Below are 24,662 nucleotides of genomic sequence, written 5' to 3'. Positions count from 1 at the left end.
GTCAGTCGTCGTCGGCGATGCGCACCCGCGGGTCTGCGCCGGCGGGTTCGCCGGCGGGTGCGGCGGCCGGGTCGTGCAGGGTGGGCTGGAGCGTGAGCTTCACGGTGTGCACCTGGGACCTGGTGTGGTCGACGCCGCCGCCCGCGGTGACCACGCTCCAGATCGCCAGCTTGCCCTCGGCCTTGCGGACCGTCGAGACGGTCATCTGCAGCTGCACCTCGACCGCGTCGACGGCGAACGTGAGCCGCTCGCCGTCGGCGTTCTCGATCGCGGCCAGCAGCTGGCCGCGCAGGCTCTCCATGGCCTCGGGGATGCTCAGCGGTTCGTTCGCGGAGATGGGCTGCACGGCGGGTCCTTTCCCGGTTGCGGTCGGTCAGAAGTCGCGGATGCCCGCGTCCTCGGCGATGAGCAGGTCGTCGTGCACGTACCGGCGGACCTCGTCGTGGGTGATGCCGTTGACCCGCATGATCGCCCGTGCGGCACCGGACGCCGGGTGCCGCACGAGCGCGAGGGCGAGGGCGTCGGCCGGGATCGGGCGCAGCCCGAACTCGCGGCTGAGCCGGCCGAGCCAGACGAGGGCCCGCTCGAGCGTGGCGGTCATCGACACGCCGGCCCACTCCTGCCACGCGATGTCGTCGCCGTCGAGGTCGGCGGCCTCGACGAGCCTGGAGGACTCCGGGTCGAAGGGCCAGACGCGCTCCCAGTTGCCGTAGGCGTCGGCCTGGATCAGGGCGCCGAGCACCCGGCCGGTGCCGAGCAGCTCGCCGCCGGGCAGGTCGCGGGCGGCCGCGTCGAGGGCCGTCCTGGCCTGCTCGGCGTAGAGGGCGGGCGCCGGGACCAGCCCGTCGTCCACGGCCGGCGCCTCGGCCTCGGCGGCGAACTCCGCCGGTGCCGGTCGCAGCCGCCGCAGCAGCGCCGCGCGCAGGAACGTGACCGGGGCGGCGGCCGGTCGTGCCAGCCAGTCGTCGCAGAAGTCGCCGGTCTCCTGCCGGACGTCGATCTCGGTGCCGGCGACCTCCCAGGCCCGGATCGCCGCCCACAGCGTCGGCACCGTGCGCGGCAGCGACGAAGTGGCCATCGCCCGCTCCGACAGCAGCCGCGCGGCCGCCACCGCGGCGGTCGCGTCGCCCAGGGCGGCCGCCGCCCGCCAGCGGCTCAGTGCCGCCTCGTGCTCCCCGCCGGCGGCGAGGCGGTCACCGTCGGCCTTCAGCCATCCGGCGCCCTCCCCGGCCGGGGCCCGCAGCCCCTCGGGCCAGAGCCGCCGCGCCAGGTCCTCGTCCCGCAACGCGTAGCCACCGCCCTCCGCCACGAGCAGCCCGGCGGCCGCGGCCTCGTCGAGGAACCGGTGGATGCGCCACGGCGCCCGCCGCGTCAGCGCCAGCCCGGCCCGCAGGACCTGGAAGCGCAGCCACGGCAGGCCGGCCAGCCGCCGCACGCCGGTGTACAGGAGATAGCCGGCGAGCGCGGCGACGCCCACCCGCAGATATCCGGGCGTCGCGCCGGTCACCGTCGTGCCGGCCTGCGCGGCCAGCCGCCGGTACACGGGCAGCAGCACGGCGATGAACAGCCACCCCACCGCGCCGATGCCGAGCACCTGCCCGGCCAGGACGGCGAGGCGGTGTGCTGCCGCCCTGCGGTGCTGGGCCAGGACCCCGCGGGACGTGTCCTCCGGCGGGACCGCCTGCCAGCCGAACAGGTCCTCCGCCACGACACCGGCCGCCAGCACGAGGGAGACCACGGCGATCGCGGCCGCCGTGCCGCCGACGAGGTCCGTGAACCTGCCGAGCTGCTCGCCGAGCCAGTCCTGGATCGCCTCGTAGTACCGCAGCCGCGCGCCGTCGACCAGCTTGCGGTTCGCCCACCGAGTGAAGGGCGGCGCGCCGAACCACAGCCCGGTCACCACCGCGGCCACCAGGACCCACATGACCGGGAGCATGACGGCCGCCTCGCCCGGCCGCACCGGGGTGCGCCGGAGCCAGACCGCCGACGGGGGCTGCCCGGGCGCACCGTCCCGCGGCGGCGGGCCCGGCCTGCCACCCACCGTCTCCCACCAGCGCCAGCGGTGCCGGCCATGCCGCGCCAGGCCGGTCACGACGTGCCGTAGCCACCGCTCGGCACGGGCCGCGGGCCACCGGGACGGCAGCGCCGCGACCGCGGCGGCGACGTCGTCGGGTGCGGGCATGCCGCCATGGTGCCGGTCCCGGCGGCGGGTTGGCAGTAGCACGAAGGCCGTGGATTCCACGACGGTCGGGACATCGATACACCGCGAGTGGTTTGCCGTCGGTGAGTATCGGTTGGCACAGTGTGTGCGTTCGGTGGACTCGCCGGCCTACGCCGCGGCCCGCCGCCCTGCCTACGATCGCCGCGTGTCCGATCGGGAGCTTCTGCTCGCCGCCGCGGCGGTGACCCTCGCCCTGCTGATCTGGGCGTGTGTGTCGCTGTCCCGGCTGGCCAGGTCTGCCGGGCAGACCAACCAGGAGCTGCGGCACGCCGCGCGGCAGCTCGCGCTCATGAGCCGCGCGGTCAGCGGTTCGGCGCTGACCGCGCAGGAGGACCGGCTGGCCCGGCAGGCGCGGCGGCTGGCGCTGACGGTGGTCCAGCAGTACACCGGCGAACCCGCGGCGGACCTGCCCGGTGCCGTCGTCGTGCGCGTCCACAACGCCAGCGACGACTTCGCCTACGACCTGCTGGTCATGTACTCGCCGCCGGACGGCGAGCCCCAGTTCGACGCCAGGGCGCTGCTCCCGCCGCATCACACGTACGACGCGACGTTCGCGTTGCACGGCCCGCCGGCGAAGGCCGAGCAGCTGCTGCTGCGGTACGTCGACAGCCGCGGGACGTCCTGGGCGCAACGGGCCGGCTCGCCGGTCGCCGTACGCCTCGATCCCGACCCGTCCGCCGACCAGAACGCCGCACGGGAGGCCGCGTGATCCCACGCCCGGAACAGCTCGTCGAGATCCTCCGCGAGCCGGGCCGGCACGGGTCGGGTGCCATCATCGCCCCCGGTCTCGTGCTCACCGCCCGGCACGTCGTGGACGGCTGGGACGGCGACCCGTCCAGGGTCCGCGTCCGCCGGGCCACCGCCACCGGGGCTACGCCCGCCTGGACGGTGGCGACGGAGGTCCACGTGGCCGCCGACCCGGCGATCGACGTCGCCCTCATCCGGCTCGCGGTCTCGGACCGGACCGACCAGACGCTGACGATCGGCGTCATCGACGTCACCGACGGGCTGCCGTTCGCCGCGACGGGCTTCCCCGCCGCGCAGGCGTACGGCCCCGGCCGCAACCCGGAGACGGTCCGCGGGGTGACCAGCGAACTGTCCGGCCCGCCGGACGTGCTGTCACTGGACGTCGAGTCGGCCGTGGCGGTGCGGGCCGCCGACGGCAACCGGCCCGGCCGGCCGGGCTGGTCCGGGCTGTCCGGCGCGGCGGTGTTCACCGTCGGCGGTCACCTGCTCGGCGTCGTGACCGACGACCAGCAGGCGTTCGGCGGGCACCGGCTCGAGGCGGTGACCGCGCAGCGGCTGGCCGACGATCCCGGGCTGCGCCCGTGGCTGCCACCGCAGTGGGAGGTGACCGGCCGGCACCAGCTCAGCCACCTGCTGACGTTCGACGTCGGCGGGGAACTGCGGGTCAAGGTCTCCTCGCCGCGGCCACCGGCGAACGAGGAGGTCCGGCGGCTGCTGCGGCGGTCGTGGCTGGCACCCCTGAAGGCGAAGTACCAGGTGGTGCCGTTCACCGGCCGGACGGCGGTGCTGAGCTCGCTCACGGACTGGCTCGAGCGGCCGGAGCCGGCGATCAGCTACGCGGTGGTGTCGGGGCCGGGCGGCAGCGGCAAGAGCAGGCTCGCCGGCGAGCTCTGCCAGTACGCCCTCGACCGGGGCTGGGTCGCCGGGCTGGCCTCGCTCGAGCCGGGCACCGGCCGCCCGACGCTCGGCACGGTCCGCCGGCCGATCCTGCTCGTGCTGGACTACATGGACAACAACGCCGCCGTGGCCGCCGACCTGATCAGCGGGCTGCGCGGGGTGGAGCGGTCCGAGCCGGTGCGCATCGTGTTCCTCGCCCGCTCGGCGGCGGTGTTCCTGCGGCGGCTGCGGACCGCGTTCGACATGGACTACGAGTCCCCCGCGGTCGAGGTCGACCTGCAGGACACGGAGGACTCGGCGGACGAGCGGGTCACGCAGTACCTCGCCGCCCGGGAGGCGTACGCGGCGCTGCACGCCATCGCCCCCGGCGAGGCGCCGGCGAAGGCCGCGATCGAGGAGCGGCTCGTGGTGTTCACCACGCCGCTGCTGGTGCACGCCCGCGCCCTGCTGGACGTCCTGGACGGCAACACCACCACCGACGTCCCGGCCACCGCGGAGGACGCCGCCGGCGAACTGCTCGACCTGCTGCTGGACCGCGAGGACAACAAGTTCTGGGCGCCGGTCATCGGGGACCTGGCCACGAGCCCGTCCGTGCGCAGGCAGGTGATGGCCGTGGCGAGCTTCGTGGACGCCGTGGACGCCGACGACGCCGGTGAGCTGCTCACCGTGGTGGAGACGCTGCGGCACGACGCCGGGCGCGCGGCGACGATCGCGGCGCAGCTGCACGACCTGTACAGCGACGGCGCGTACCTGCCCGCGGTCCAGCCGGACCTGCTCGGCGAGCGGCTCGTCGTGCGGCACCTGTTCGACCGGGACCGGGCCGGGCGGCTCTTCGCCGTCGCCGGCACCGCCGCGCAGCGGTCCCGGATGCTGGAGGTGCTGCTGCGCATGTGCGGGTCGCCGTACACGTCGACGGCCGGCCCGGCGCTCACCGTGCTGACCGGCGCGCTCGCCCAGCACCTGCCGGAGCTCGTCGCGCAGGCGATCGGCACCGCCACGCACACCGACCCGCACTCCGACGCGATCGTCCTGCCGGACCGGGTCGCGTCGGCGCTGGCGCTGGTCACGCTCCCGGAGGCGGCCGCGGACGCCGCCGAGCAGACCTTCCCGGCGGACTCGCGGCTGCAGCACCTGTCGGCGGTCGTCTACGAGCAGGCGGTCCAGCACTGGCAGGCGCTCGGCGACGTGGAGCGGGCCGTGGACCTGCTGCAGAAGACCACGCAGGCGTATCTGAACGCCGGCCGGCTCGAGTCGGCGCTGCCGTCCTCGACCGAGGCCATGACCTACGTGTCGCGGTTCCCCGCGATGAGCCGCAACCCGCGGCTGGGCAAGGTCCTCGCGTCGCACGCCATGGTCCGGGCCACCACCGGCAACACCGCCGCCGCCGTCGGCAACGCCGAACGGGCCGTGCGGATCGCCGTGGACGCCGCCGCAGACGACCCCGGCCGCTACGCCGCGCAGCTCGCGGAGGCACGTTCGAGCCTGTGGACCGCGTACGTCGCCGACTACGACATGCCGGCGGCGCGGCGGGTGGCCAAGGACGCCGCCAACGTCGCGGACACGCTCCCGGCGCTGCTGGCCGCGCAGGCCCTGGCCCAGCACGGCTTCACGCTGATGATCGCCGGTGAGGTGGCGGAGGCGATGCTGGAGATCGAGCGCGCCCGCGGCCACCTGACCACGTCGTCCCCGCAGAGCTGCATGTACACCGGGTATCTGGCGACGCTGCGGGAGGCCAACGGCGAGCTGGAGGAGGCGCTGTGGCTGGCCTCGCAGAGCGTCGCAGAGGCCGACGGGCTGCCCGACCCGCACAGCGAGACGTCCCGCGCGGCCCGCGCCCAGACCCGGATGAGCGCGGCCGTCGTCTACACCGACCATCACGACGCGGAGGCGCTGCGCCTCGTCGAGGAGGCCCGCGGCATCTACCGCGGGCTCTACGAGGACGCGCCGGCGCTGTTCGGCACCCAGTACGCCATGGCGTGGCTGTACCTCGCGGAGCTGCTGTCGATCCTGGGTCAGCAGGACCGCGGCGTGCGGGAGGCCGCGCTGGCCTACGCGCTCGTCGAGGACCTCTACCAGCAGCGGCCGAGGCTGAACTACGGCCTGCTGGTCCCGGCCGCGCTGGCGCGGGTGACGACGCTCGCCGCGGCCGAACGGTACCCGCAGGCGCTGGAGGCGTTCGACGCGACGATCGCGACGCTGCGCCGGCTCGACGCGCCCGCAAGCGCGGCGCTGACCGAGACCCTGCTGGTCATGCGGGCGCTGCTGCTGCTGGACCACATCGAGGACCCGGCCGGGGCGCTCGCCTCGGCGCGGGAGGCGACCAGCACCGCCCGGGTGCTGGCCGAGCGGGCGCCGGAGACCGGCCTGGCCGAGCTCGTCGGCTGCCTCATCCTCACGATGCGGGCCGCGATCGACGCCGAGCTTCCCGACGACGCGCTCGTCGCGGGCAACGAGGCGGTGCGGCAGGCGCAGCGGCGGGTCGAGGTCGTGCCGAACGACGCCAGCCGCCGCCAGCACGCGCTGGTCCTCGCGTTGCGCGGCGAGGTGTACCAGCTGCTGGACCGGCCCTCGGACGCCATCCGGGACTACCGGCTCGCCCGCAACCTGCTGAACGTCGTCACGGTGATGCCGGGCGACCACGAGGACATCGTCTTCCTGGAGGCCCGCACCGCGGAGTGCGCCGCCGCGATGACCGGCGCAGACACCGGCGACGCCCAGCGGCGCGGCGCCGTCACGCCCTCCGCCGCCGGCGGCGACACGGACACCCTGGCGGCCCTGGTGGTCGGCGAGCCCTCCGAGCACGACCCGGCACCGTTCCTGCACCGGGTCGTGCTCGGCACCTACCGGCAGGAGCGCATCGCCGCGGAGCAGTTCCGCCCGGTGCTGGTCCTCGGCCCGCAACGCAGCCGCAAGACGACCAGCCTCGTCACGCCGACCCTGCTGGAGTGGCACGGCCCGGCGCTGGTCACGTCGGTGCGGACCGACGTGCTCAGTGCCACCGTCCGCAAGCGGCGCGGCATGGGTGAGGTCTCGGTGTTCGAACCGGCGGCGAGGATGGTGCACGGCAGCGCGGTCAAGCCGTGGAACCCGCTCGACGACTGCCACACCTGGGAAGGCGCGATCGTCACCGCCCGGTCGCTGACCGAGTCGACCCGGGTGGCCGGCATGAGCGGCGTGACGGACTCGCAGTACTGGTACACGGCCGCGACGCAGTTGCTGCAGTCGCTGCTGTTCGCCGCGGCCCGCACCGGGCAGAGCATGGCCGAGGTCGTCCGGTGGGTGCACTCGATGGAGAACGCGGAGGTCCGGGCCCGGCTGAACGTGACCCGCGAGGTCGACGCGATCGCCGGCTTCAGCGGCATCCAGAGCCTCGCCGACAACACCCGGTCCAGTGTCTACGGTGTCGCGGCGACGCTGCTGTCCGCGTACGACTCCAGCGCCGTGCAGCGCAACTCGATGTCCGGGTTCGACGTGGCGGGGTTCTTCGACGGGGAGCCGAACACCCTGTACCTGTGCGCGCCGCCGGAGGACCAGGAGCTGCTGGCCCCGATCTTCACCGCCCTCATCCGGCGGGTGATCGCGGAGGCGTACCGGCGGCAGGCGCTGGGCGAGACGCTGCTGCCGCTGCTGTTGCTGCTCGACGAGGCCGGCAACATCGCCACGATCGAGAGCCTCGACACGCTCGCCACCACCTCCGCCGGCACCAACATCCAGCTGGTCACGGTGTTCCACGACATCGCGCAGATCAAGGGCCTGTACAAGGAGTCACGGGCGTACAGCATCGCCAACAACCATTCCGCGTTGCTGCTGCTGCCCAACAACCGGGACCCGGAGACCAGCCGGTTCCTGCGGGAGATCCTGATCGACGACCGGACGGGGACCGCGCCCAGGTCGTTGCGGCGGATGCCGGCCGGCACCGCGATGTGCGTCTACGACAACCTGGCGGCGGACACGATCGTGCTGCGGTCCTCCACGCACGACGAGGAGCTGATCCGCGACGCCGGGCCGCCGATCGAGGGCGACCCGGAGTTCGACGGTTTCCTCGCGTTCGGCCGGCAGCCGCTCTGACGGTGCCGGCCCCGCGACGCGGGCGGGGCGCCCTCGGTGTCCGAGAGCGCCCCGCGGTGCGACAGGCTACGACCAGCTGGACGTCGACCAGTCGTCGGCCGACCAGTAGTGGCCGCTCCAGTAGTGCCCGGACCAGTAGTGGCCGGTCCAGTACTGCTCCGACCACTCCGGGTCGCTCCACGAGCCGGTGCCGGTCCACGGCGAGCCCTGCCACGAGGCGGCGGCCCAGGTCCGCGACGCCGACGGCGGGACCCAGCGCTGGTTGTCCTGGCTCTGGCAGTCCCAGATCTGCAGCTGGGTGCCGTTGGCGGAGTTCCACTCGCTCACGTCGAGGCACTTGCTCGACCCGACGTTCACCAGCTGGCGGGCGCTGTTGACCCGCCACTGCTGGGCCGGGGTGCCGTTGCAGTCGTAGAGCTGGACCTTGGTGCCGTTGGCGGTGCCGGCGGCGGTGACGTCCATGCACTTGCCGAGCGCCTGCGCGGTGCCGTCCGAGGCGAGCACCCAGTACTGCGCCGGCGTGTTGTTGCAGTCGTACAGCTGGATCTGGGTGCCGTTGATGTTCTGCCGGTTCTGCACGTCGATGCACTTGCCGGCGTAACCGGTGATCTGTCCCGTGCCGCCGGTGCCGCCGGCGCCGGTCCAGGTGTCGCCGGCCATGCGGTAGCCCATCCACATGCCGCCGTTCCAGCTGGTCTTCTGTCCGGCGAGGTTGGCCCACGCGGTGCCGTTGAACGGGCCGAAGATGGACTGCTCGCCCTTGAGCTCGATGTTGTTGAACGACAGGTGGTTGCCGCCGCGGGTGGTCTCGAGCGAGCCGGTGCCGTTGCCCTTGGTGAGGGTCTGCGTCGCGGCCGGGGTGGCCGCGGCGACGGCGGCGGAGACGTTGAGCTCCTTGAGGCCCTGCGTCTTCGCCGCGCCCGTGGTGAGCGCCGTCGCGGTGCTGGTCAGCAGCTTCTTGACCTGGTCGGGGGTGAGCGACGGCCGCTGCTGCAGCAGCAGCGCCACCGCGGAGGCGGTCACGGCCGCGGCCTGCGACGTGCCGCTGCCCTTGAAGCCGGTGTCGCCGACCCGGGCGCTCGGGTACTGCTGGTCGACGTTGGAGCCCGGGTCGCGCAGCGACACGATCGACGTGCCGGGCGCCAGGATGTCGACCTTGCGGGACTGGTTGGAGTTGTTGGTGTACGTGGCCAGGTCGTCGTCGGTCGTGGCGATGGTGTTGTTGGTGGTCGACGCGCCGACCGCGAGGACGAACGGGTCCATCGCCGGGTTGGTGAGCGCGGTGGTCGTGTTGCCGTCGTTGCCGGCGGCGACGACGACCACGATCCCGGCCTGCCACGCCTGCTCGACGGCGTACATCAGCGGGTCGACGGTCGAGGACGACATGCCGCTGGTCCCGTAGGACAGGTTGAGCACCCGGATCGGGCTCGACGGGTCGTGGTTGCGGTTCTGCACCACCCAGTCGATCGCCGCGATCATCTGGGACACGTCGTTGGCGCCGGTGGCGGTGCCGACCTTGACCGAGGTCACCTTCGCCTTCGGGGCCAGGCCGATCGTGCCGGACGCCGCGTCCTGGCCGACCATGATGCCGGCCATGTGCGTGCCGTGCCCGAAGGTGTCCAGGTACCGCAGCTGCCCGGACTGCGACTCGAACGACAGGTCCGGGCCGTTGACGACCTGCGCGGCGGGCAGCCCGGCGACGGGCGCGACCCCCGTGTCGATCAGCGCGATGCCGACCCCCTGACCGGTCAGCGACGCCGCGGCGCCGCTGTCGGCCTTGACGATCGACCGCACGCTCTTGAGCGTGGTGCCGGCACCGGCCGGCCACTCGTCGGCGGACCAGCCGCCACCCAGGCGGCTGCCGCCCGGCTCCGGGCTGGTCGCGGCGGCGGCGGGACCGCCGAGCCCGAGCAGCCCCAACGACGTCGCGACGGCGACCAGACCCGACGCGCCTGCGCGCAGTCGACGACGGCCCGTCATCGGCTTCCTCATCCGCATCCCCCATCCATGGAGCACGAACGCACTCACTCCGTGCGTTCGAATCACCACGATGCGGTGTCATACACCGAAAGTCACGGACCGGTGACCACAATGCGCCGATCACCCGACAGGCTTTCTGACCTGCTGTCATGCCCCCGGTGCCCGGTCACCCCGAACGCCCGACGCAGCCCGCTGGCATACTTCGCCCGTGGTGCTGTCCCGGCGGTGGTCGTTGCTGTTGATCGTGGTCGCGTTGTGGAACTGGCTGATCTGGCCGCGGTTCCTCCTCGCGATCTGGGACGACGAGCGGTCGTGGACGTCCCCGCACGGCTCGGCGTTCCTCTGGGTCCACGTCCTGCTCATCGCCGTGTCGCTGCTGCTCGGCACCGCCGTCGGCGTGCTGGGCGTCCGCGGCCTGCGTGGCCGCCGTTCGGAGTCTGTAAGCGCATCGGGCGACGACGCGCCCTAGGGTTGGCACCATGGCGGAAACCGTGGACGTTGTGGTGGTCGGACTGGGTGTCGGCGGCGAGGAGGTCGCCGGGCGGCTCGCCGAGGCGGGCCTGCGCGTGGCCGGCGTCGAGGGAAGGCTGGTCGGCGGCGAGTGCCCCTACTGGGGCTGCGTGCCGAGCAAGATGATGATCCGGGCCGGCAACGCGCTCGCCGAGGCGCGCCGGGTCCCTGAGCTCGCCGGCTCCGCGACCGTGCGGCCCGACTGGGCGCCGGTCGCCCGGCGCATCCGCGACGAGGCCACCGACTCGTGGGACGACAAGGTCGCCGTCGACCGCCTGGTCGGCAAGGGCGTCACGTTCGTGCGCGGCTGGGCCCGCGTCACCGGCCCGTCCGAGGTCACGGTCGGCGACCGGGTGTTCCACGCGACCCGCGGGATCGTCATCGGCACCGGCACCGAGCCGGCGGTCCCGCCGATCGACGGCCTCGCCGGCACCCCGCTGTGGACCAACCGCGAGGCGATCGAGGCCGAGACCCTGCCCGAGTCGCTGATCGTGCTGGGCGGCGGCGCGATCGGCGTCGAGCTCGCGCAGGTCTTCGCCCGCTTCGGCGTGGCGGTCACCGTCGTGGAGGCCGCCGACCGGCTCGTCGCCCTCGAGGAGCCGGAGTCCTCCGACCTCGCCCTGGCCGCGCTCACCCGGGACGGCGTCAGCGTCCACGCCGGTGTCTCCGCGGCGTCGGTACGCCATGCCGCCGGCGAGTTCACGGTGACCCTCTCCGACGGCACGGTGGTGAGCGCGCAGCGGCTCCTGGTCGCCACCGGCCGGAAGGTCGACCTGTCCAAGCTCGGCATCGAGCACCTCGGCCTCGACCCGTCGGCGCGGTCCGTCACCGTCGACGACCGGATGCGCGCCGCCGAGGGCGTCTGGGCCGTCGGCGACGTGACCGGCCACGGCGCGTTCACGCACATGGCGATGTACCAGGCCGGGATCGCCGTCCGCGCGATCCTGGGCCAGGACGGCCCGCCGGCCGACTACCGCGCGACGCCGCGGGTCACGTTCACCGACCCGGAGATCGGCACCGTCGGCCTCACCGAGGCGCAGGCCCGCGCCGCCGGGCTGACCGTCCGCGTCGGCACCGGCCAGGTCCCGTCCTCCTCCCGCGGCTGGATCCACAAGGCCGGCAACGAGGGCTTCATCAAGCTCGTCGAGGACGCCGACCGCGGCGTCCTGGTCGGTGCCACCTCCGCCGGCCCGGTCGGCGGCGAGGTCCTGTCCGCCCTGACGGTCGCCGTGCACGCCGCCGTCCCGGTGGAGACCCTCCGCCACATGATCTACGCGTATCCGACCTTTCACCGCGGCATCGAGGACGCCCTGCGCGACCTGCGCGCCTGAGCTCGCCGACGGGTGTCCGCTTCGTCTCAGGAGCGCGGGGCGGGCCGGTCACCACCCGGAACGGCGCTCAGGCAGGTCGCGTCGAGCAGGACGCGGACCGCCGCGGGATCGCCGGTGACGACGACGGCGCGCTCGTCCTCGATCCGGCTCCGGCCGATGATGAGCGCCTTCCAGGCGCGGGTGGGCGCGTCGACGCGCGCGCGGACGTCGGCGGGGGCCGGCTCCTTCGTGACCGTGGTGCCCGCCGGGCCCACCGTCGCGAGGTATGCGACCGGCTCATGACCGGCACCGCGGGAGTCGGTCAGCCGCAACGCGACGCGGCGGACCGGGTCGCCCGCGGGTGCGGGCCGCGCGTGGGCGCGCATGGCGAGCACGAGCGTGTCGGGACTCATGTCCGCGTGGAGCGGCAGCGCGGGCGAGAGCACCGCCCAGCGCGACAGTGCGGCGTTGACGGCGGCATCTTCTCAAGGGAGCACGGCGACGGCCGATAGGAGGCTCACGACGAGGATGCTGGAGGGGGCAGGTGGGCTTGCGCCGCGACCGGCTCTGGCTGGCGTTCCTGGCACTCGGCGTCATCTGCTCGGCCCTGTACGCGATGAACGTGGCCGCCGGCGTCGCGTCCGGGGTCATCGGCGGGGCGTGCATCATCGCGTGGGCGTTCGGGCCCAGACTGCACAACGCGCGGCCCCGGCGGCCGTGGCGGCTGATGACGGCCGCCGCGGTGTTCTTCCTGACCGGGATGACCGTCCGGCAGATGCTCGTCGAGCAGCCGGCGCCGGTCGCACAGGTCGGCGACATGTTCACCGTGTGCGGGTTCGGGTTCTTCATCGCGGCGCTCGTCACGTTCCTGAACCGGTGGGGCATGGACCGCCGGGCGCTGCTCGACGGGCTCATCGTGTGCATCGGCGCGGCGCTGACCTCGACGATGCTGTTCGTGCTGCCCGTCGCGGCCATCCCCGGGCGGCCGCTGATCGTGACGCTCATCGCCGGGCTGTACCCGCTGCTGGACACCGTCACGGTGCTGCTGGTGGCGAACCTGGCGTTCACGACCGCCGTGCGGCAGCCCGCGTTCATGCTGCTCGGCGCGATGATGGTGCTGATGTTCGCCGGCGACCTCGGGTACGCGATCATCGGGCGTGAGGGCGACGTGACCGGACCCCCGATCATGGCGCTGCCGTTCCTGCTGGCGTTCACGCTCGGCGGGGCCGCGGCGCTGCACCCGACCGCGAGCGCGCTCGCGCGGGCGACGCCGCTGCCGATCCAGGCGTGGTCGCTGCCGCGGATGCTGGTGATCGGGCCGGCGGTCGCCGCGCCGTTCGTGCTCACCGTCACGCTCGGCGCGGACAGCACCGCGAAGCGGCTCGCGCTCGGGCTCGGCGGCGCGGCGATCGTCGCGCTGCTGCTGGTACGGGCGTCCGACGCGGTGCAGAGCCACGCCGCCGCGCAGCGGCGCTTCGAGCACCAGGCGACCCACGACCCGCTGACCGGCCTGCCCAACCGGCGGATGCTGAGCATCATGGTCGAGCGGCTGCTGACGGAGGACAAGCCGGCCAGCGCCGCCAACGTGTGGATGTTCTACCTCGACCTCGACGGGTTCAAGCTGGTCAACGACTCGTGGGGGCACCCGGCCGGGGACCAGCTGATCGTCGACGTCGGCACCCGGCTGCGGCAGGCGCTGCCGGCGACCGCGACGATCGCGCGGGTCGGCGGCGACGAGTTCGTCGTCGTGCAGCGGTGCACCGAGCCGGAGGCGATGGCCGGCGCACGGCGGATCATGGAGTGCGTGGAGCGGCCGCTCGTGGTGGTCACGGCCGAGGGCGGCACCGCCGACGTCGTCATCGGCGCGTCCATGGGCATCGTGCAGTCGGTGAAGGGTGCCGTACAGGCGGAGGCCCTCATGCGCGACGCGGACACCGCGATGTACCGGGCGAAGGAGTCCGGCCGCAACCGCTGGACCGTGTTCGACGCCTCGATGCGCGACGCGGTCCGGGAGCGGGTCGAGATCGAGGTCGCGCTGCGCGCCGCCGTCGCCCAGGAGCAGCTCAGCATCGCCTACCAGCCGATCGTCGAGATGGGCACCGGCCGGCCCACCGGGGCGGAGGCGCTGTGCCGGTGGCAGCATCCGGTGCGCGGCTGGATCGGGCCGAACATGTTCATCGCCGTCGCCGAGGACTCCAACCTCATCTCCGCGCTCGGCGCGTGGGTGCTGCGCGAGTCCATCCGGCAGCTCGCCGTGTGGCGCGCGGAGGGGGTCGTCGACGACGACTTCTGGATGTCCGTGAACGTCTCGCCGCGCCAGCTCGGCGACCCCGCGTTCGCGGAACGGCTCAGCACCACCCTCCGCCAGGCGGGCGTGCCACCGGCCAACGTCGTGCTGGAGATCACCGAGTCGGTCATGGTCGAGGGCAGCGAACTGACCGAACGCGTGCTCCAGGAGCTCCGGGCGCAAGGTGTACGGATCTCCGTCGACGACTTCGGCACGGGGTTCTCCGCGCTGGGGTACCTGCGCCGCCATCCCGTCACCGGGGTGAAGATCGACCGGTCGTTCGTCAACGGGCTCGGCACCAGCGCCGAGGACGAGGAGATCGTGCGGGCCGTCGTCGCGATGAGCAGCGCCCTGAATCTCGCGGTCGTCGCCGAGGGCGTCGAGACCCCTGCGCAGCGTGACGTCCTGCTGGCGCTGGGGGTACCCCTCGCGCAGGGCTGGCTGTGGGGCAAGGCAGTCGACCCCGCCACATATGCGGCCACATGGGCGATCCGCGTGGCAACCCCGGCCGCGGTTCGGTCAGACTGAACCGATGACCGAGACGATCACCGCTGAGGACGCCCACCTCTGGCTCGAGGAGGTCGACGGCGCCGACGCGATGGCGTGGGTCCGGGACCGCAACGCCGAGACCGTCGCCGCGCTCACCGGCACGGCACGCTTCGCGGAGCTGCGCGACGAGATCCGCACCGTCCTGGACGCCGACGACCGCATCCCGATGATCGCCTGGCACGGCGGCCGCGTGTACAACCTGTGGAAGGACGCCGACCACCCCCGCGGCCTGTGGCGGCGCACCACGCTCGAGGACTACCGCGCGGACGAGCCCACCTGGGAGACCGTCCTGGACCTCGACGCGCTCGCCACCGCCGAGGACGAGAACTGGGTCTGGCAGGGCGTCACGTACCTGCGCCGCGGCCCGCTCGCCGGAGACCACCGGGCGCTGCTCTCGCTCTCGCGGGGCGGCGCCGACGCGTCGGTCGTCCGCGAGTTCGACCTGGACGCCAAGGCGTTCGTCGCCGGGGGCTTCACCCTGCCGGAGGCGAAGAGCGACGTCAGCTGGATCACGATCGACGAGATCTTCGTCGGCACGGACACCGGCCCCGGCTCGATGACGGCCTCGGGCTATCCGCGGCAGGTCCGCCGCTGGCGGCGCGGCACGCCCTTCGCCGACGCGCCGCTGGTCTTCGAGGGCATCGCCGAGGACGTGGCGGTGCGCGCGTCCAGCGACCCGTCGGCCGACGGTGAGCGCGCCCTGATCCGCCGCTCGATCGACTTCTTCCACGCCGAGCGGCACCTCCTCGTCGACGGCACCCTCACGAAGCTCGACGTGCCCGACGACGCCGGCATCGACCTGCACCGCGACTGGCTGCTCATCCGGGTCCGCACCGACTGGGAGACCGGCGGCGTCACCCACCCGGCCGGGTCGCTGCTCATCGTCGACCTCGCCGCGTTCCTCGCCGGCAGCCGCGACCTGGCGACGCTGTTCACGCCCGACCCGCACACGTCACTGTCGTACAGCGACTGGACCCGCGAAGGGCTGATCCTCGTCCTGCTGTCCGACGTGCAGAGCCGCCTCGAGATCGCCCGGCACGTCGACGGCCGGTGGCAGCGGACCGTCCTCGGCGGCGCCGAGCTCGGCCAGACCGACGTGTGGGACACCAACGCCGACGCCGACGAGCAGTACCTGCTGCTGTCCAGCGGTTTCGCCCTCCCGCCGACGCTGCGCCACGGCGTGCTCGGCGGCGACCCGCCGACGGTCCTCAAGCAGGGCCCGTCCTACTTCCCCGCCGACGGCATCACCACCCGGCAGTTCTTCGCCACGTCCGCCGACGGCACGCAGGTCCCGTACTTCGTCGTCGGCGACCCCTCCGCCGGGCCCGGGCCGACGCTGCTGAGCGGCTACGGCGGTTTCGAGGTGTCCCGCGTGCCGTCCTACAGCCCGATCATCGGCCGCGGCTGGCTCGCCCGCGGCGGCACGTACGTGGTGGCGAACATCCGCGGCGGCGGCGAGTACGGGCCGCAGTGGCACCGCTCCGCGCTGCGGGAGAAGCGCCCCCGCGCCTACGAGGACTTCTCCGCCGTCGCCGCCGACCTGGTCGACCGGGGCATCACGACCCGCGCCCAGCTCGGCATCGAGGGCGGCTCCAACGGCGGCCTCCTCATGGGCGTCATGCTGACCCGCTACCCGGACCTGTTCGGCGCCATCGTGTGCGCGGTCCCGCTGCTGGACATGCGCCGCTACCACCTGCTCCTCGCCGGCGCGTCATGGATGGCGGAGTACGGCGACCCGGACACCGCCGACGACTGGGCGTACCTGCGGCTGTTCTCGCCCTACCAGAACGTGCGGCAGGGGGTCCCCTACCCGCCGACCCTGATCACCACCTCCACCCGCGACGACCGCGTCCACCCCGGTCACGCGCGGAAGATGGTCGCCCGCCTGACCGAAAACGGTCACGACGTCGCCTACTACGAGAACATCGAGGGCGGTCACGGCGGCGCCGCCGACAACTCCCAGCTCGCCTTCAAGTGGGCCCTGGCCTTCGAGTTCCTCTGGCGCACCCTGGCCCCGTAGCCCGCTGCTGTTTCCGGCGCTCCGGTCCGCGGGGCGCCGGCGTTTCCGGCGTTCCGGTCCGCGGGTATCAGCGGGCATGGATCGTCACTTCGTGAAGGCGTTGCTCGTCGCGTGGGACCGGCCCGACTTCCGGGCCGGTCTGCGGCACCTGATCGACCTCGACGAGGTGACCGGCCTGCTCGCCGCCCTGAGCGTCGAGGACCACGACGACGCGGTCTCGTTGCGGGCGATGGACCTGCTCCGCTCCGGCCTGGACACCGCCGAGATCCGGCGCGCGGCGCTGCTGCTCGTCGAGGACCCGGCCATCCGGGACCACCTCGCCGCCGGGGTCACCGCCGCCCTCGCCGACCGTCCCGACCTGGCCAGGGCGGTCCGCTCCGCCCTGGACGACCCGGCCGCCCGCACCGACCTGCGGCAGGCCCTGGAGTCCGCGGCGCTGCGCGCGACGATCTGGAAGGTCGCGGAGAACCAGTTCCGCGGCCGCCGCTGGGCCCTGATCCGGGAGACCCTGATCCTCGTCCTGCGCCACCGGCACGCCCGGCGTCTGGCCTGGACCCTCCACCGCCACGGCGTGATCCGCGAGCTGCGTCGCTCCTGACGCCCGCGTCAGCCGGCGCGGGCGACCACGGTCAGGCGGGGAGAGCGTCGCCGCGGCGCATCGCGGCGAGGTGCTCCGGGGGCATGATGCGGCGGGTGGTGCGGCGGTAGCGCCAGACCTGGGCCGCGCCGAACGCCCAGAGGACGTACTGGACGGCGAACGCCCACTTGAACGCGCCCAGCGACGGGTGGGCGGCGCCGGCCGGGGTCTGCAGGTCGAGGAGCACGCCGATGCCGACGATGACGAGGATCGACGCGACGAAGCCGCCGACGTTGACGATGCCGGTCGCGCCGCCGATGCGGCCGGCCGGGTTGAACGACCGGGCGTAGTCGAAGCCGATCATCGAGCCGGGACCGTTCACGGCCAGGACGAGCACGAGGCCGGTCAGGACGGCGACGGGGGCCCGGCCGGGCCACAGCAGGACGACCGCCCACGCGGCCGCCGAGCTGGCCACGATGCCCAGGACGAGGGTCGAGCGGTGGTACGGGAGCCGGCCGCAGAAGTGGCCGACGATCGGGCCGAGCACGATGCCGCCGACGGTCAGCAGGGACAGCAGCAGCGCCGCGGTCGCCGGGGCGAGGCCCTCGCCCTGGGTCAGGAACGGGAAGCCCCACAGCAGCGCGAACACGCTGCCGGAGAACTGCGCGACGAAGTGCGTCCACAGGCCGAGCCGCGTCCCGGGATGCTCCCAGGACAGCTTGAGCGCCCGGGGGGCCGTCGCCGCTTTCGCGGTGACCCCGGGTGCGTCCTTCAAGGTCACCGCGACCAGGGCGACGGCGGCGGCGCCGAGGACGGCCGAGCCGAGGAACGTCGCCGTCCAGCCCGCGTCGCGCAGCAGCACGACGAGGGGTACCGCCGAGGACAGCGCGCCGAGCTGCCCGACCATGCCGGTGAGCTGGACCATCAGGGGGTTGCGGCGCGGTGGGTACCACATGGCGACGACCCGCAGCACGCTGATGAACGTCATCGCGTCGCCGACGCCGATGAGGACCCGCGCCGCGATCGCCGGGCCGATGTCGGCGGCGTACGCGAACAGCAGCTGCCCGGCGACCATGAGCAGCCCGCCGGCGACCAGCATCCTGCGGGAGCCGAACCGGTCCAGCAGCACCCCGACCGGGATCTGCATGCCCGCGTAGACGGCGAGCTGCGCCACGGACAGCATGGCCAGCAGCGACGTGCCGACCCCGAACCGGTCGGTGGCCTCGACCCCGGCGACGCCGAGCGACGAGCGGTGGAAGACGGCGATGATGTACGCGGTGAGCCCGATCGCCCACATGACATGACGGCGCATAGCATCATGGACGCTAGTCCCGGTGGCCCCGGATTTGGGCCTGGTGTGACGGCTCTCAAGTGTGGGCTTGCGGACACCCCATACGCTGTCCAGGTCCACTTTGCCCTCCTGTTTGAGGACATGCGCCATGAGCGACCTGATCGCCACTCCCATCCGGTGGGAGCACTCGGGTGACGGCGAGTTCCCGTATCACGCCGAGGTGGACGGGCGCGCCCTCACCGTGCGGGTCAACGACTTCCCGGCGGAGCCGCTGTACACGCTGATCGTCGACGGATCCGAGCTGCTCGACCTGGACGACTGGCCCACGGTGTGGCGGCGCCCGCCGGCCCCCGCGCACCTGCTGGACCTGGTCGCGCGGCCGATCACCACGGACCTGCTGTGGACGTGGGCGCGGCGGATCTGCGGCGTCACCACCGAGCACCCGGCGGAGGTCGCGGCGCTGCTCGGGCTGCCGGCGCCGACGCAGGACGACTTCGGGCGCCTGTTCGTGCAGCCGAGCCCGCCCGGCACCGCCCGCCTGGAGCTGTCCGTGAACGACCTGGCGGGGCTGTCCGCGGTCGTCATCCACTTCGTCGAGCCGGTGCTGACCCGGGCCGAGCTGGACGCGTGTTTCGGGCCGAGCCAGGACCTGCCGCGCATCCACTGGGACTCCGCGCACGTGACCGCGCACCGGATCACCGCCCCGGCGGCGCCGCTGTCGTGCACGCTGCTGGCGTCGTTCAGCACGGAGCCGGCGCCGCCGGTCCGCGCCTTCCAGATCACGCTGCGACGCGACCACCACTGAGCGCCCCGTCGGCGGCGGCGACCGCGGCGTCGATGTGGGCGTTGGTGAGGCGGAAGACCGCGTAGCCGCCGGCGGCCAGGGTGAGCAGGCCCGCGACGAGCATCGGGGTGCGCAGCCCCCCGGCGCCGGCGAGGACGCCACCGGCGACCGCGCCGAGGGGCATGACACCCCAGGCGACGACCCGGTAGATGCCGATGGTGCGGCCGAGCAGCGCGTCCGGGGTGAGCCGCTGCCGCAGTGCGCCGTAGACGACGTTCCAGACCAGGACCGCCCAGCCGGTCAGCGCCCACGCCGCGGCCGCCACGTACATGCTGCGGGTGGCCGAGGCGAGCACCAGCCCGAGGCCGGTGACGATCGCGGCCAGGACCATCGCGCGGCCCCGGCCGGTCCTCGCGGCGAGGCGGGCGGCGGTCTGGCTGCCCAGGAGCCCGCCGACGGAGGCGGCGAGGAGGAACACCCCGAACGCGGCCTCCGGCACGCCGAGGGTCTCGCGGGCCCACAGGGGGATCAAAGCGGTGGCCATCGCGTTGGCGAACCCGAGGACGATCACCACGGACAGCATCGCGCGGTGGACGCGGTGGCCGCGCACGAACCGGACCGCCTCGCCGATCGCCCGTCCGATCGGCGCCCTGTGCCCGGTGTGCGCCGCGCGGTACGTGCCGGGCAGCGCGACCATGAGCAGCGCCGCGATCGCGTAACAGGCGACGTTGATCCCGAACGCGCCGCTCGCCGCGACCGCGAACACGGCACTGGCCACGGGCGGGCCGATGAAGTTCTGGGCGAGCATGTCGGCGCCCTGGAACCGGCCGTTGACGGTCTCCAGCCGGTCCCGGTCGGCGACGACGGCCGGGACCATGGAGATGACCGCCGTGTCGTACACCGTCTCGCCCGCGCCGAGGACGAGGACCACGCCGTACAGCAGCCACAGCGAGACCGTGTCGGTGGCGACTGCGGCGAGGAGCACGGCGAGGACGCCGGTGCGGACGGCGCCGACGAGGAGCGCCAGGCGCCGGCGGTCGTAACGGTCGACGAGGGCGCCGGCGGGCAGGCCGAGGAGCAGCCACGGCACGTACCCGAGCGCGGTCAGCGCCGAGAACGCGACCGGGTCGCTGGTCAGGCGGGCGGCGAGCAGCACGATCGTGACCCGGTGGACGCCGTCACCGAGGTTGCCCGCGGTGGCGGCGGCCCACAGCCGGTGCTCCTTGCTCACCGCTCCCATGCCTCACCTTAAATGTCCGCCACCTCGCGTACCGCCCCGGCGACGGCACGGAAGTCCTTGCGCAGGACGGCGCCGTGGTTGCTCGGGACCTTCGCGCTGATCCTGATGTGCGGGTTGCGGGCGGTCACCGCGTCGAGGCCGGAGCGGATGCGTTCCTGCTCGTCGCCGCGGCTGCCGAACGAGGTCCCGGACGCGATCACGTACCGGGTGGGGACGGTGATCGCGTCCAGCACCGGCCCGAGCACGTCCACCCGGGACAGCTTGCCGATCTCGATGTTGCTGTCGGCCTGCTGGTCGGCGGACATCCGCGGGGCGAGACCGGTCGGCCGCAGCAGCGGCAGGAACCAGCTCATCCGCCGGAACAGCTTGCGGATGCGCTGCTCCATCGCCTCGTCCAGCCAGTCGTACGGCTGGGCGCCGTCGACGAGCACCGCGCCGATGGTGCGGTCGGGGTGCTCACTGGCCCAGTGCGCGGCGACGTTCGCGCCGTAGGACCAGCCGACGAGCAGCGCCCGGTCGACGCCCCGGGCCTGCAGGACCGCGTCGACGTCGCGGACGGCCGCCTTGAACGAGTAGTCGCCCGACCGTTTCGACCTGCCCCGGGCCCGCTCGTCGTAGGTGATGTGCCGCCAGGACGGGCCCAGGTCGGCGATGACCCGCTTCCAGTAGCCCTGGGTGGCGAACTGGCCGTTGAGGTACACGATCGGGATCCCGCTGCCGCCGGTGTCGGTGACGGCCAGGGCGGTGTCGTCGACCGGCATCATGCCGGTCCAGGTTGCGGTGGTCATGTCAGCTCCTTGATGTTTTCCGGGGTCGCTCATGTACTGGTGCGCGGGCGGGGCTAGAGGCTGCGGGCGTGGATGTCGCCGTGGCCGGTGGTGGCCTTGATGCTCAGCTCGGTGGCGCCGTTGTTCTTCAGCGCGTTGCTGACCCGGCCGTGCCCGGTGCCGGCGTCCAGCGAGGCGGACACCCCGGCGGCGGCGTGCACGGTCACGTCGCCCAGCTGCGTGCTCAGGACGACCGCGCCGCGGACGGCTTCGGCGACGGTGATGTCGCCCTTCATGGTGCTGATCTCCGCCGGGCCGGTGAGCCGGCCGACGGTGACGGCGCTGTCGTAGGCGCTCACCCGCACGCGCTCGGCCTCGTCGATCTTGACCGCGCCGTGCAGGCCCTCACCGGTGATGTCGCCGAAGCGCCCGACGGCCCGGAACTCGACCGCGGCGGCCTTGACCTCGACGCTGGAGCCGGCGGGCAGCCGCACCGTCACCTCCACCGAGCCCGACGGCCCGAGGATCGTCTGCTGCGTCGCCGGTCCGGTGACCCGCAGGACGCCGCCCGCGTATTCGGCCGTGGTCTGCTCGGCGGCCCGCACGTCGCGGCTCTTGCCGGCGTCGGCGGGACGGATCTCCACGGTGGTGTCGGCCCGGTCGGCGGCGATGACCTGGATCCGCCCGGCGGGGATGCCCAGGACGGCGGTGACGGCGGCGGGCGTCTCGAACTGCTGCATGGTCTGCTCCTCGTTGTCTTCGCGTTCCTCGTTGTTTCCGATGCAGGAAACGCTACTTTGCGTTCGCTCTTGCGGCAACATCGTTGTTGCAACGTGCTTGTTACTATGCAGCTCAGACGCAGTATTTCGTTGCAACGAGTGTGGAACTAACGCAATGCTTTGGTTCGCGGTCGTTGCATTGGCCTGATGGCGAACGCTACGATGGCCGCACCAGGAAGGGAGACCGCCGTGCCGGGAGGCAGACTCACCCAGCAGGAGCGTCAGCAGATCGCGTCAGGGCTCGCCGATGACCTCGCCTACGCGGAGATCGCCCGGGGTCTCGACCGCCCCACGTCGACGATCACGCGCGAGGTGATGCGCAACGGCGGCCCCACCGCATACCGCGCCGACCTGGCCCACCGCGCCACCGAACGCCGCGCCCAACGCCGCAGGAGCACCCCGCCGCGCACGCCCGCCGCCGGTCACGGCCGCGACGACGAGGCGGTGCGCGAGTATGAGGAGACGTTCACCACCCTGCTGATGCACCAGGGCCTGCCGAAGATGGTGTCCCGGGTGCTGACCTGCCTCTTCACCGCCGACGCGGGCAGCCTCACCGCATCGGAGCTCGTCCAGCGCCTCCAGGTCAGCCCGGCCTCGGTCTCCAAGGCCGTGGCGTTCCTGGAGGAGCAGGGCCTCGTCCGCCGCGTCCGCGACGACCGCCGGCGCGAGCGCTACTTCGTCGACGACGACGTCTGGTATCAGTCGACGATCGCCAGCGCCCACGGCATCGCCCAGGTCGCCGCCACCGCCCGCCAGGGCGTCACGGTCCTCGGCCCCGGCAGCCCGGCCGCCGCCCGCCTCGAGAACATCGCCCGCTTCAGCGACTTCATCAGCGAGAGCATCCTGCGCGCCGCCGAGCAGGTCCGCGAGATCCTGCACACCAGACCGGCCGACGGCCCCGCGCCTATGGAGGGCGGGCCGGCCGCTGCGGAGTAGGGTCTCCGGGTGGATGTCGTGCACGGGGTCATCGCCGACGGCGGCCGGCTGGCCTGCTGGGCCGAAACACCCCCAGGTCCCGCCTCGGGCCTGCGCCGCCGGCCACGACGAGCGGTCCCGCACCCGTTCGCGGTCCTGCCCCCGCTCCAGGGTGACGTCGGCACCGCGGACCTGGCCCTGCCGACGAGCGCCGCCCGCCCCCTGCCCTCCCCCACGCTCCTGCGCACCGCGCCCGCCACGTTCCTCAGCACCGCGCCGCCCACCGACGGCACCGCGGACTCCGCGGCCAAGATGCTGTGGACCGTGCCGGCCGTGTACGTCCCGGCCGGCACCGACCTCGAGGCCGCCCTGTCCACGGCCGGCCTTGCCGCTGATCTGGCACTGACGGGCGGCCCTTCGATCGGCGCCCTCACGGACCTGGTCACCTTCGCCGCCGACCTGGTGCAGCGCGGCCGCGTCCTCCCTGACCTCCTCGACCACCCCCTCGAAGCCCGCTGGCAGCCGGTCCTCTGGTCCGACGACGCCGTCACCTTCGAGGCCCTGTGGCGGGCGATGCCGGGCGTCGCCTGCGCGGCCGCCGACTGGACCGCCGAGGAGGCCGTCCGGGCCGCCCTGTCCCACCAGGTCGACGCCCTCGTCCGCGCCGCGCTCGGCGACCGCCCGATCGTCGCCGACACCCAGGTCCGCCAGGACACCACCGTCCGCGCCTGGCTCGCCGCCCTCACCGGCCCCGACCCGACCCTCCGCGAACGCCCGACCCAGGACCAACCCCCCGGCCCGGGCCGGATCGTGCGGGAGAGCACCGACGTCCGCCGGGTCCGCGACGAGATCCGCCGCTGGGTGACCAGCGGCCAGCCCTCCCCGGTGCGCCTGTGCTTCAGGCTCACGTTCGTCGAGGACTTCGACGAAGACGAGCCCGCCGCCTACCAGCAACCACGCACCCCAGCGACAACAGCAGCACCAACACCACCCACGTCCGCAGCAGCAACGCCGACGACCGCAGCAACGCCGGCGGAGGCAGTAAAAGCGGCGGCACCAACGACGCCAGCGGCGGCAGAACCGAGGGCGGCGGTGACAGTCGCGACGCCGACGACGCCAGCACCAGCGACAACAGCGGTGGCAGCGGCGACACCGACAACAACGCCGACCGTGGCAACACCAGCCACCACCACAGCACCAGCAACGGCAGCGGCGCCAGCGAGAGCAGGAGCCACGACGACAGGAGCGGTGGCCCCGGCGGCGGCAGTCGCACCAACACCAGCAGCGGCGGTGACACCGGCCACGACGACGACAGCAGCAACGCCCACGACCGCAGCGCCGACGGTGGAGGTGACAGCGGCAGCAACGCCGACGACAGCAGCGGCGACAGCGGTGGATCCGAACGCGACCGCGGCAGCAGCCACGACGACGGCAACAGCAACGCCCACGACCGCAGCGCCGACGGTGGAGGTGACAGCGGCAGCAACGCCGACGACAGCAGCGGCGGCAGCGGTGGATCCGAACGCGACCGCGGCAGCAGCCACGACGACAGCAGCGGCAGCCACGACGGCAACGGGCGCCCAGGAACCAGCAACAAGAGCCACGACGACGGCAGCAGCAACGCCCACGACAGTGGCCGCGACACCAACACCAGCTACTACGACGGCGGTGACAGCGGCAGCAACGCCAACGAAAGCAGCGGCGTCTGCAATGCCCACGA

17 protein-coding genes and 1 pseudogene are annotated in these 24,662 nt (G+C 73.4%); 10 read left to right on the top strand and 8 right to left on the bottom strand.

The window, feature by feature from the left end; all coding sequences use genetic code 11:
- Nucleotide 1: 1 nt before the first annotated feature.
- Both ACZ6TV_RS17110 and ACZ6TV_RS17105 read right to left on the bottom strand, forming a co-directional pair.
- The gene (locus ACZ6TV_RS17110) at nucleotides 2–346 is read right to left on the bottom strand and encodes a trypco2 family protein (protein ID WP_465298133.1); all 345 of its coding nucleotides are present in this window, start codon (nucleotides 344–346) and stop codon (nucleotides 2–4) included.
- A 27-nt stretch (nucleotides 347–373) separates the two neighbouring features.
- The gene (locus ACZ6TV_RS17105) at nucleotides 374–2,182 is read right to left on the bottom strand and encodes a hypothetical protein (protein ID WP_465298132.1); all 1,809 of its coding nucleotides are present in this window, start codon (nucleotides 2,180–2,182) and stop codon (nucleotides 374–376) included.
- A gap of 184 nt (nucleotides 2,183–2,366) precedes the next feature.
- On the opposite strand from ACZ6TV_RS17105, the gene ACZ6TV_RS17100 reads away from it, so the two are divergent.
- Complete coding sequence (locus tag ACZ6TV_RS17100; protein ID WP_465298131.1) at nucleotides 2,367–2,930, top strand: hypothetical protein; 564 nt, start codon at nucleotides 2,367–2,369, stop codon at nucleotides 2,928–2,930.
- Complete coding sequence (locus tag ACZ6TV_RS17095; protein WP_465298130.1) at nucleotides 2,927–7,933, top strand: type IV secretory system conjugative DNA transfer family protein; 5,007 nt, start codon at nucleotides 2,927–2,929, stop codon at nucleotides 7,931–7,933. Before ACZ6TV_RS17100 ends, ACZ6TV_RS17095 begins: the two co-directional genes overlap by 4 nt.
- Before the next feature lie 66 nt (nucleotides 7,934–7,999).
- Here the strand turns inward: ACZ6TV_RS17095 and ACZ6TV_RS17090 are convergent, their stop codons facing one another.
- On the bottom strand, nucleotides 8,000–9,913 hold the full coding sequence (locus ACZ6TV_RS17090; protein WP_465298129.1) for a S8 family serine peptidase: 1,914 nt from the start codon (nucleotides 9,911–9,913) through the stop codon (nucleotides 8,000–8,002).
- 208 nt (nucleotides 9,914–10,121) lie between these two features.
- On the opposite strand from ACZ6TV_RS17090, the gene ACZ6TV_RS17085 reads away from it, so the two are divergent.
- Both ACZ6TV_RS17085 and ACZ6TV_RS17080 read left to right on the top strand, forming a co-directional pair.
- Entirely contained in the window at nucleotides 10,122–10,382 is a 261-nt protein-coding gene (locus tag ACZ6TV_RS17085; RefSeq protein WP_465298128.1) for an SCO4848 family membrane protein, read from the top strand.
- A 10-nt stretch (nucleotides 10,383–10,392) separates the two neighbouring features.
- A complete protein-coding gene (locus tag ACZ6TV_RS17080) occupies nucleotides 10,393–11,754 on the top strand; it encodes a dihydrolipoyl dehydrogenase family protein (protein WP_465298127.1) in 1,362 nt (453 codons plus the stop codon).
- 26 nt (nucleotides 11,755–11,780) lie between these two features.
- On the opposite strand, the gene ACZ6TV_RS17075 is transcribed toward ACZ6TV_RS17080, so the two are convergent.
- Complete coding sequence (locus tag ACZ6TV_RS17075; RefSeq protein ID WP_465298126.1) at nucleotides 11,781–12,146, bottom strand: hypothetical protein; 366 nt, start codon at nucleotides 12,144–12,146, stop codon at nucleotides 11,781–11,783.
- Between the two features lie 131 nt (nucleotides 12,147–12,277).
- Here ACZ6TV_RS17075 and ACZ6TV_RS17070 point away from each other — a divergent pair, with 131 nt between their 5' ends.
- The 3 genes from ACZ6TV_RS17070 (at nucleotide 12,278) to ACZ6TV_RS17060 (ending at nucleotide 17,187) form a co-directional block, all read left to right on the top strand.
- Nucleotides 12,278–14,548 (top strand): putative bifunctional diguanylate cyclase/phosphodiesterase, encoded by a 2,271-nt coding sequence (locus ACZ6TV_RS17070; RefSeq protein WP_465298125.1) that lies wholly within the window; start codon nucleotides 12,278–12,280, stop codon nucleotides 14,546–14,548.
- Nucleotides 14,549–14,552: 4 nt separating this feature from the next.
- Nucleotides 14,553–16,589, top strand: a complete 2,037-nt coding sequence (locus tag ACZ6TV_RS17065) for a prolyl oligopeptidase family serine peptidase (RefSeq protein WP_465298124.1) — start codon at nucleotides 14,553–14,555, stop codon at nucleotides 16,587–16,589.
- Between the two features lie 76 nt (nucleotides 16,590–16,665).
- Entirely contained in the window at nucleotides 16,666–17,187 is a 522-nt protein-coding gene (locus ACZ6TV_RS17060; RefSeq protein WP_465298123.1) for a hypothetical protein, read from the top strand.
- A gap of 31 nt (nucleotides 17,188–17,218) precedes the next feature.
- Here ACZ6TV_RS17060 and ACZ6TV_RS17055 read toward each other — a convergent pair whose 3' ends face one another.
- Nucleotides 17,219–18,478, bottom strand: coding sequence for an MFS transporter (locus ACZ6TV_RS17055; RefSeq protein WP_465298122.1), 1,260 nt, complete (start codon nucleotides 18,476–18,478; stop codon nucleotides 17,219–17,221).
- A gap of 127 nt (nucleotides 18,479–18,605) precedes the next feature.
- Here ACZ6TV_RS17055 and ACZ6TV_RS17050 point away from each other — a divergent pair, with 127 nt between their 5' ends.
- On the top strand, nucleotides 18,606–19,262 hold the full coding sequence (locus ACZ6TV_RS17050; RefSeq protein ID WP_465298121.1) for a hypothetical protein: 657 nt from the start codon (nucleotides 18,606–18,608) through the stop codon (nucleotides 19,260–19,262).
- Here ACZ6TV_RS17050 and ACZ6TV_RS17045 read toward each other — a convergent pair.
- From ACZ6TV_RS17045 to ACZ6TV_RS17035, 3 genes are read right to left on the bottom strand one after another with little or no spacing between them, the layout of a single operon-like run.
- On the bottom strand, nucleotides 19,237–20,481 hold the full coding sequence (locus tag ACZ6TV_RS17045; protein ID WP_465298120.1) for an MFS transporter: 1,245 nt from the start codon (nucleotides 20,479–20,481) through the stop codon (nucleotides 19,237–19,239). The genes ACZ6TV_RS17050 and ACZ6TV_RS17045 overlap by 26 nt on opposite strands.
- An 8-nt stretch (nucleotides 20,482–20,489) precedes the next feature.
- Complete coding sequence (locus ACZ6TV_RS17040; protein ID WP_465298119.1) at nucleotides 20,490–21,269, bottom strand: alpha/beta fold hydrolase; 780 nt, start codon at nucleotides 21,267–21,269, stop codon at nucleotides 20,490–20,492.
- A 53-nt stretch (nucleotides 21,270–21,322) separates the two neighbouring features.
- The gene (locus ACZ6TV_RS17035) at nucleotides 21,323–21,988 is read right to left on the bottom strand and encodes a DUF4097 family beta strand repeat-containing protein (protein WP_465298118.1); all 666 of its coding nucleotides are present in this window, start codon (nucleotides 21,986–21,988) and stop codon (nucleotides 21,323–21,325) included.
- Between the two features lie 228 nt (nucleotides 21,989–22,216).
- On the opposite strand from ACZ6TV_RS17035, the gene ACZ6TV_RS17030 reads away from it, so the two are divergent.
- Together ACZ6TV_RS17030 and ACZ6TV_RS17025 are read left to right on the top strand one after the other, a co-directional pair.
- Nucleotides 22,217–22,963, top strand: coding sequence for a helix-turn-helix domain-containing protein (locus ACZ6TV_RS17030; protein ID WP_465298117.1), 747 nt, complete (start codon nucleotides 22,217–22,219; stop codon nucleotides 22,961–22,963).
- 872 nt (nucleotides 22,964–23,835) lie between these two features.
- Nucleotides 23,836–24,662 (top strand): annotated as a pseudogene (locus tag ACZ6TV_RS17025) (hypothetical protein); the annotation flags it as partial.

The sequence above is a fragment of the Dactylosporangium sp. NPDC051087 genome (assembly GCF_055586325.1).
This window is presented reverse-complemented; position numbering and strand designations above follow the sequence as displayed.

Coding starts and splice junctions, on each gene's coding strand:
- ACZ6TV_RS17105 (WP_465298132.1), bottom strand. CDS start 2,182: ATGCCCGCACCCGACGACGTCGCCGCCGCGGTCGCGGCGCTGCCGTCC.
- ACZ6TV_RS17090 (WP_465298129.1), bottom strand. CDS start 9,913: ATGACGGGCCGTCGTCGACTGCGCGCAGGCGCGTCGGGTCTGGTCGCC.
- ACZ6TV_RS17080 (WP_465298127.1), top strand. CDS start 10,393: ATGGCGGAAACCGTGGACGTTGTGGTGGTCGGACTGGGTGTCGGCGGC.
- ACZ6TV_RS17075 (WP_465298126.1), bottom strand. CDS start 12,146: ATGAGTCCCGACACGCTCGTGCTCGCCATGCGCGCCCACGCGCGGCCC.
- ACZ6TV_RS17065 (WP_465298124.1), top strand. CDS start 14,553: ATGACCGAGACGATCACCGCTGAGGACGCCCACCTCTGGCTCGAGGAG.
- ACZ6TV_RS17060 (WP_465298123.1), top strand. CDS start 16,666: ATGGATCGTCACTTCGTGAAGGCGTTGCTCGTCGCGTGGGACCGGCCC.
- ACZ6TV_RS17055 (WP_465298122.1), bottom strand. CDS start 18,478: ATGCGCCGTCATGTCATGTGGGCGATCGGGCTCACCGCGTACATCATC.
- ACZ6TV_RS17050 (WP_465298121.1), top strand. CDS start 18,606: ATGAGCGACCTGATCGCCACTCCCATCCGGTGGGAGCACTCGGGTGAC.
- ACZ6TV_RS17045 (WP_465298120.1), bottom strand. CDS start 20,481: ATGGGAGCGGTGAGCAAGGAGCACCGGCTGTGGGCCGCCGCCACCGCG.
- ACZ6TV_RS17040 (WP_465298119.1), bottom strand. CDS start 21,269: ATGACCACCGCAACCTGGACCGGCATGATGCCGGTCGACGACACCGCC.
- ACZ6TV_RS17035 (WP_465298118.1), bottom strand. CDS start 21,988: ATGCAGCAGTTCGAGACGCCCGCCGCCGTCACCGCCGTCCTGGGCATC.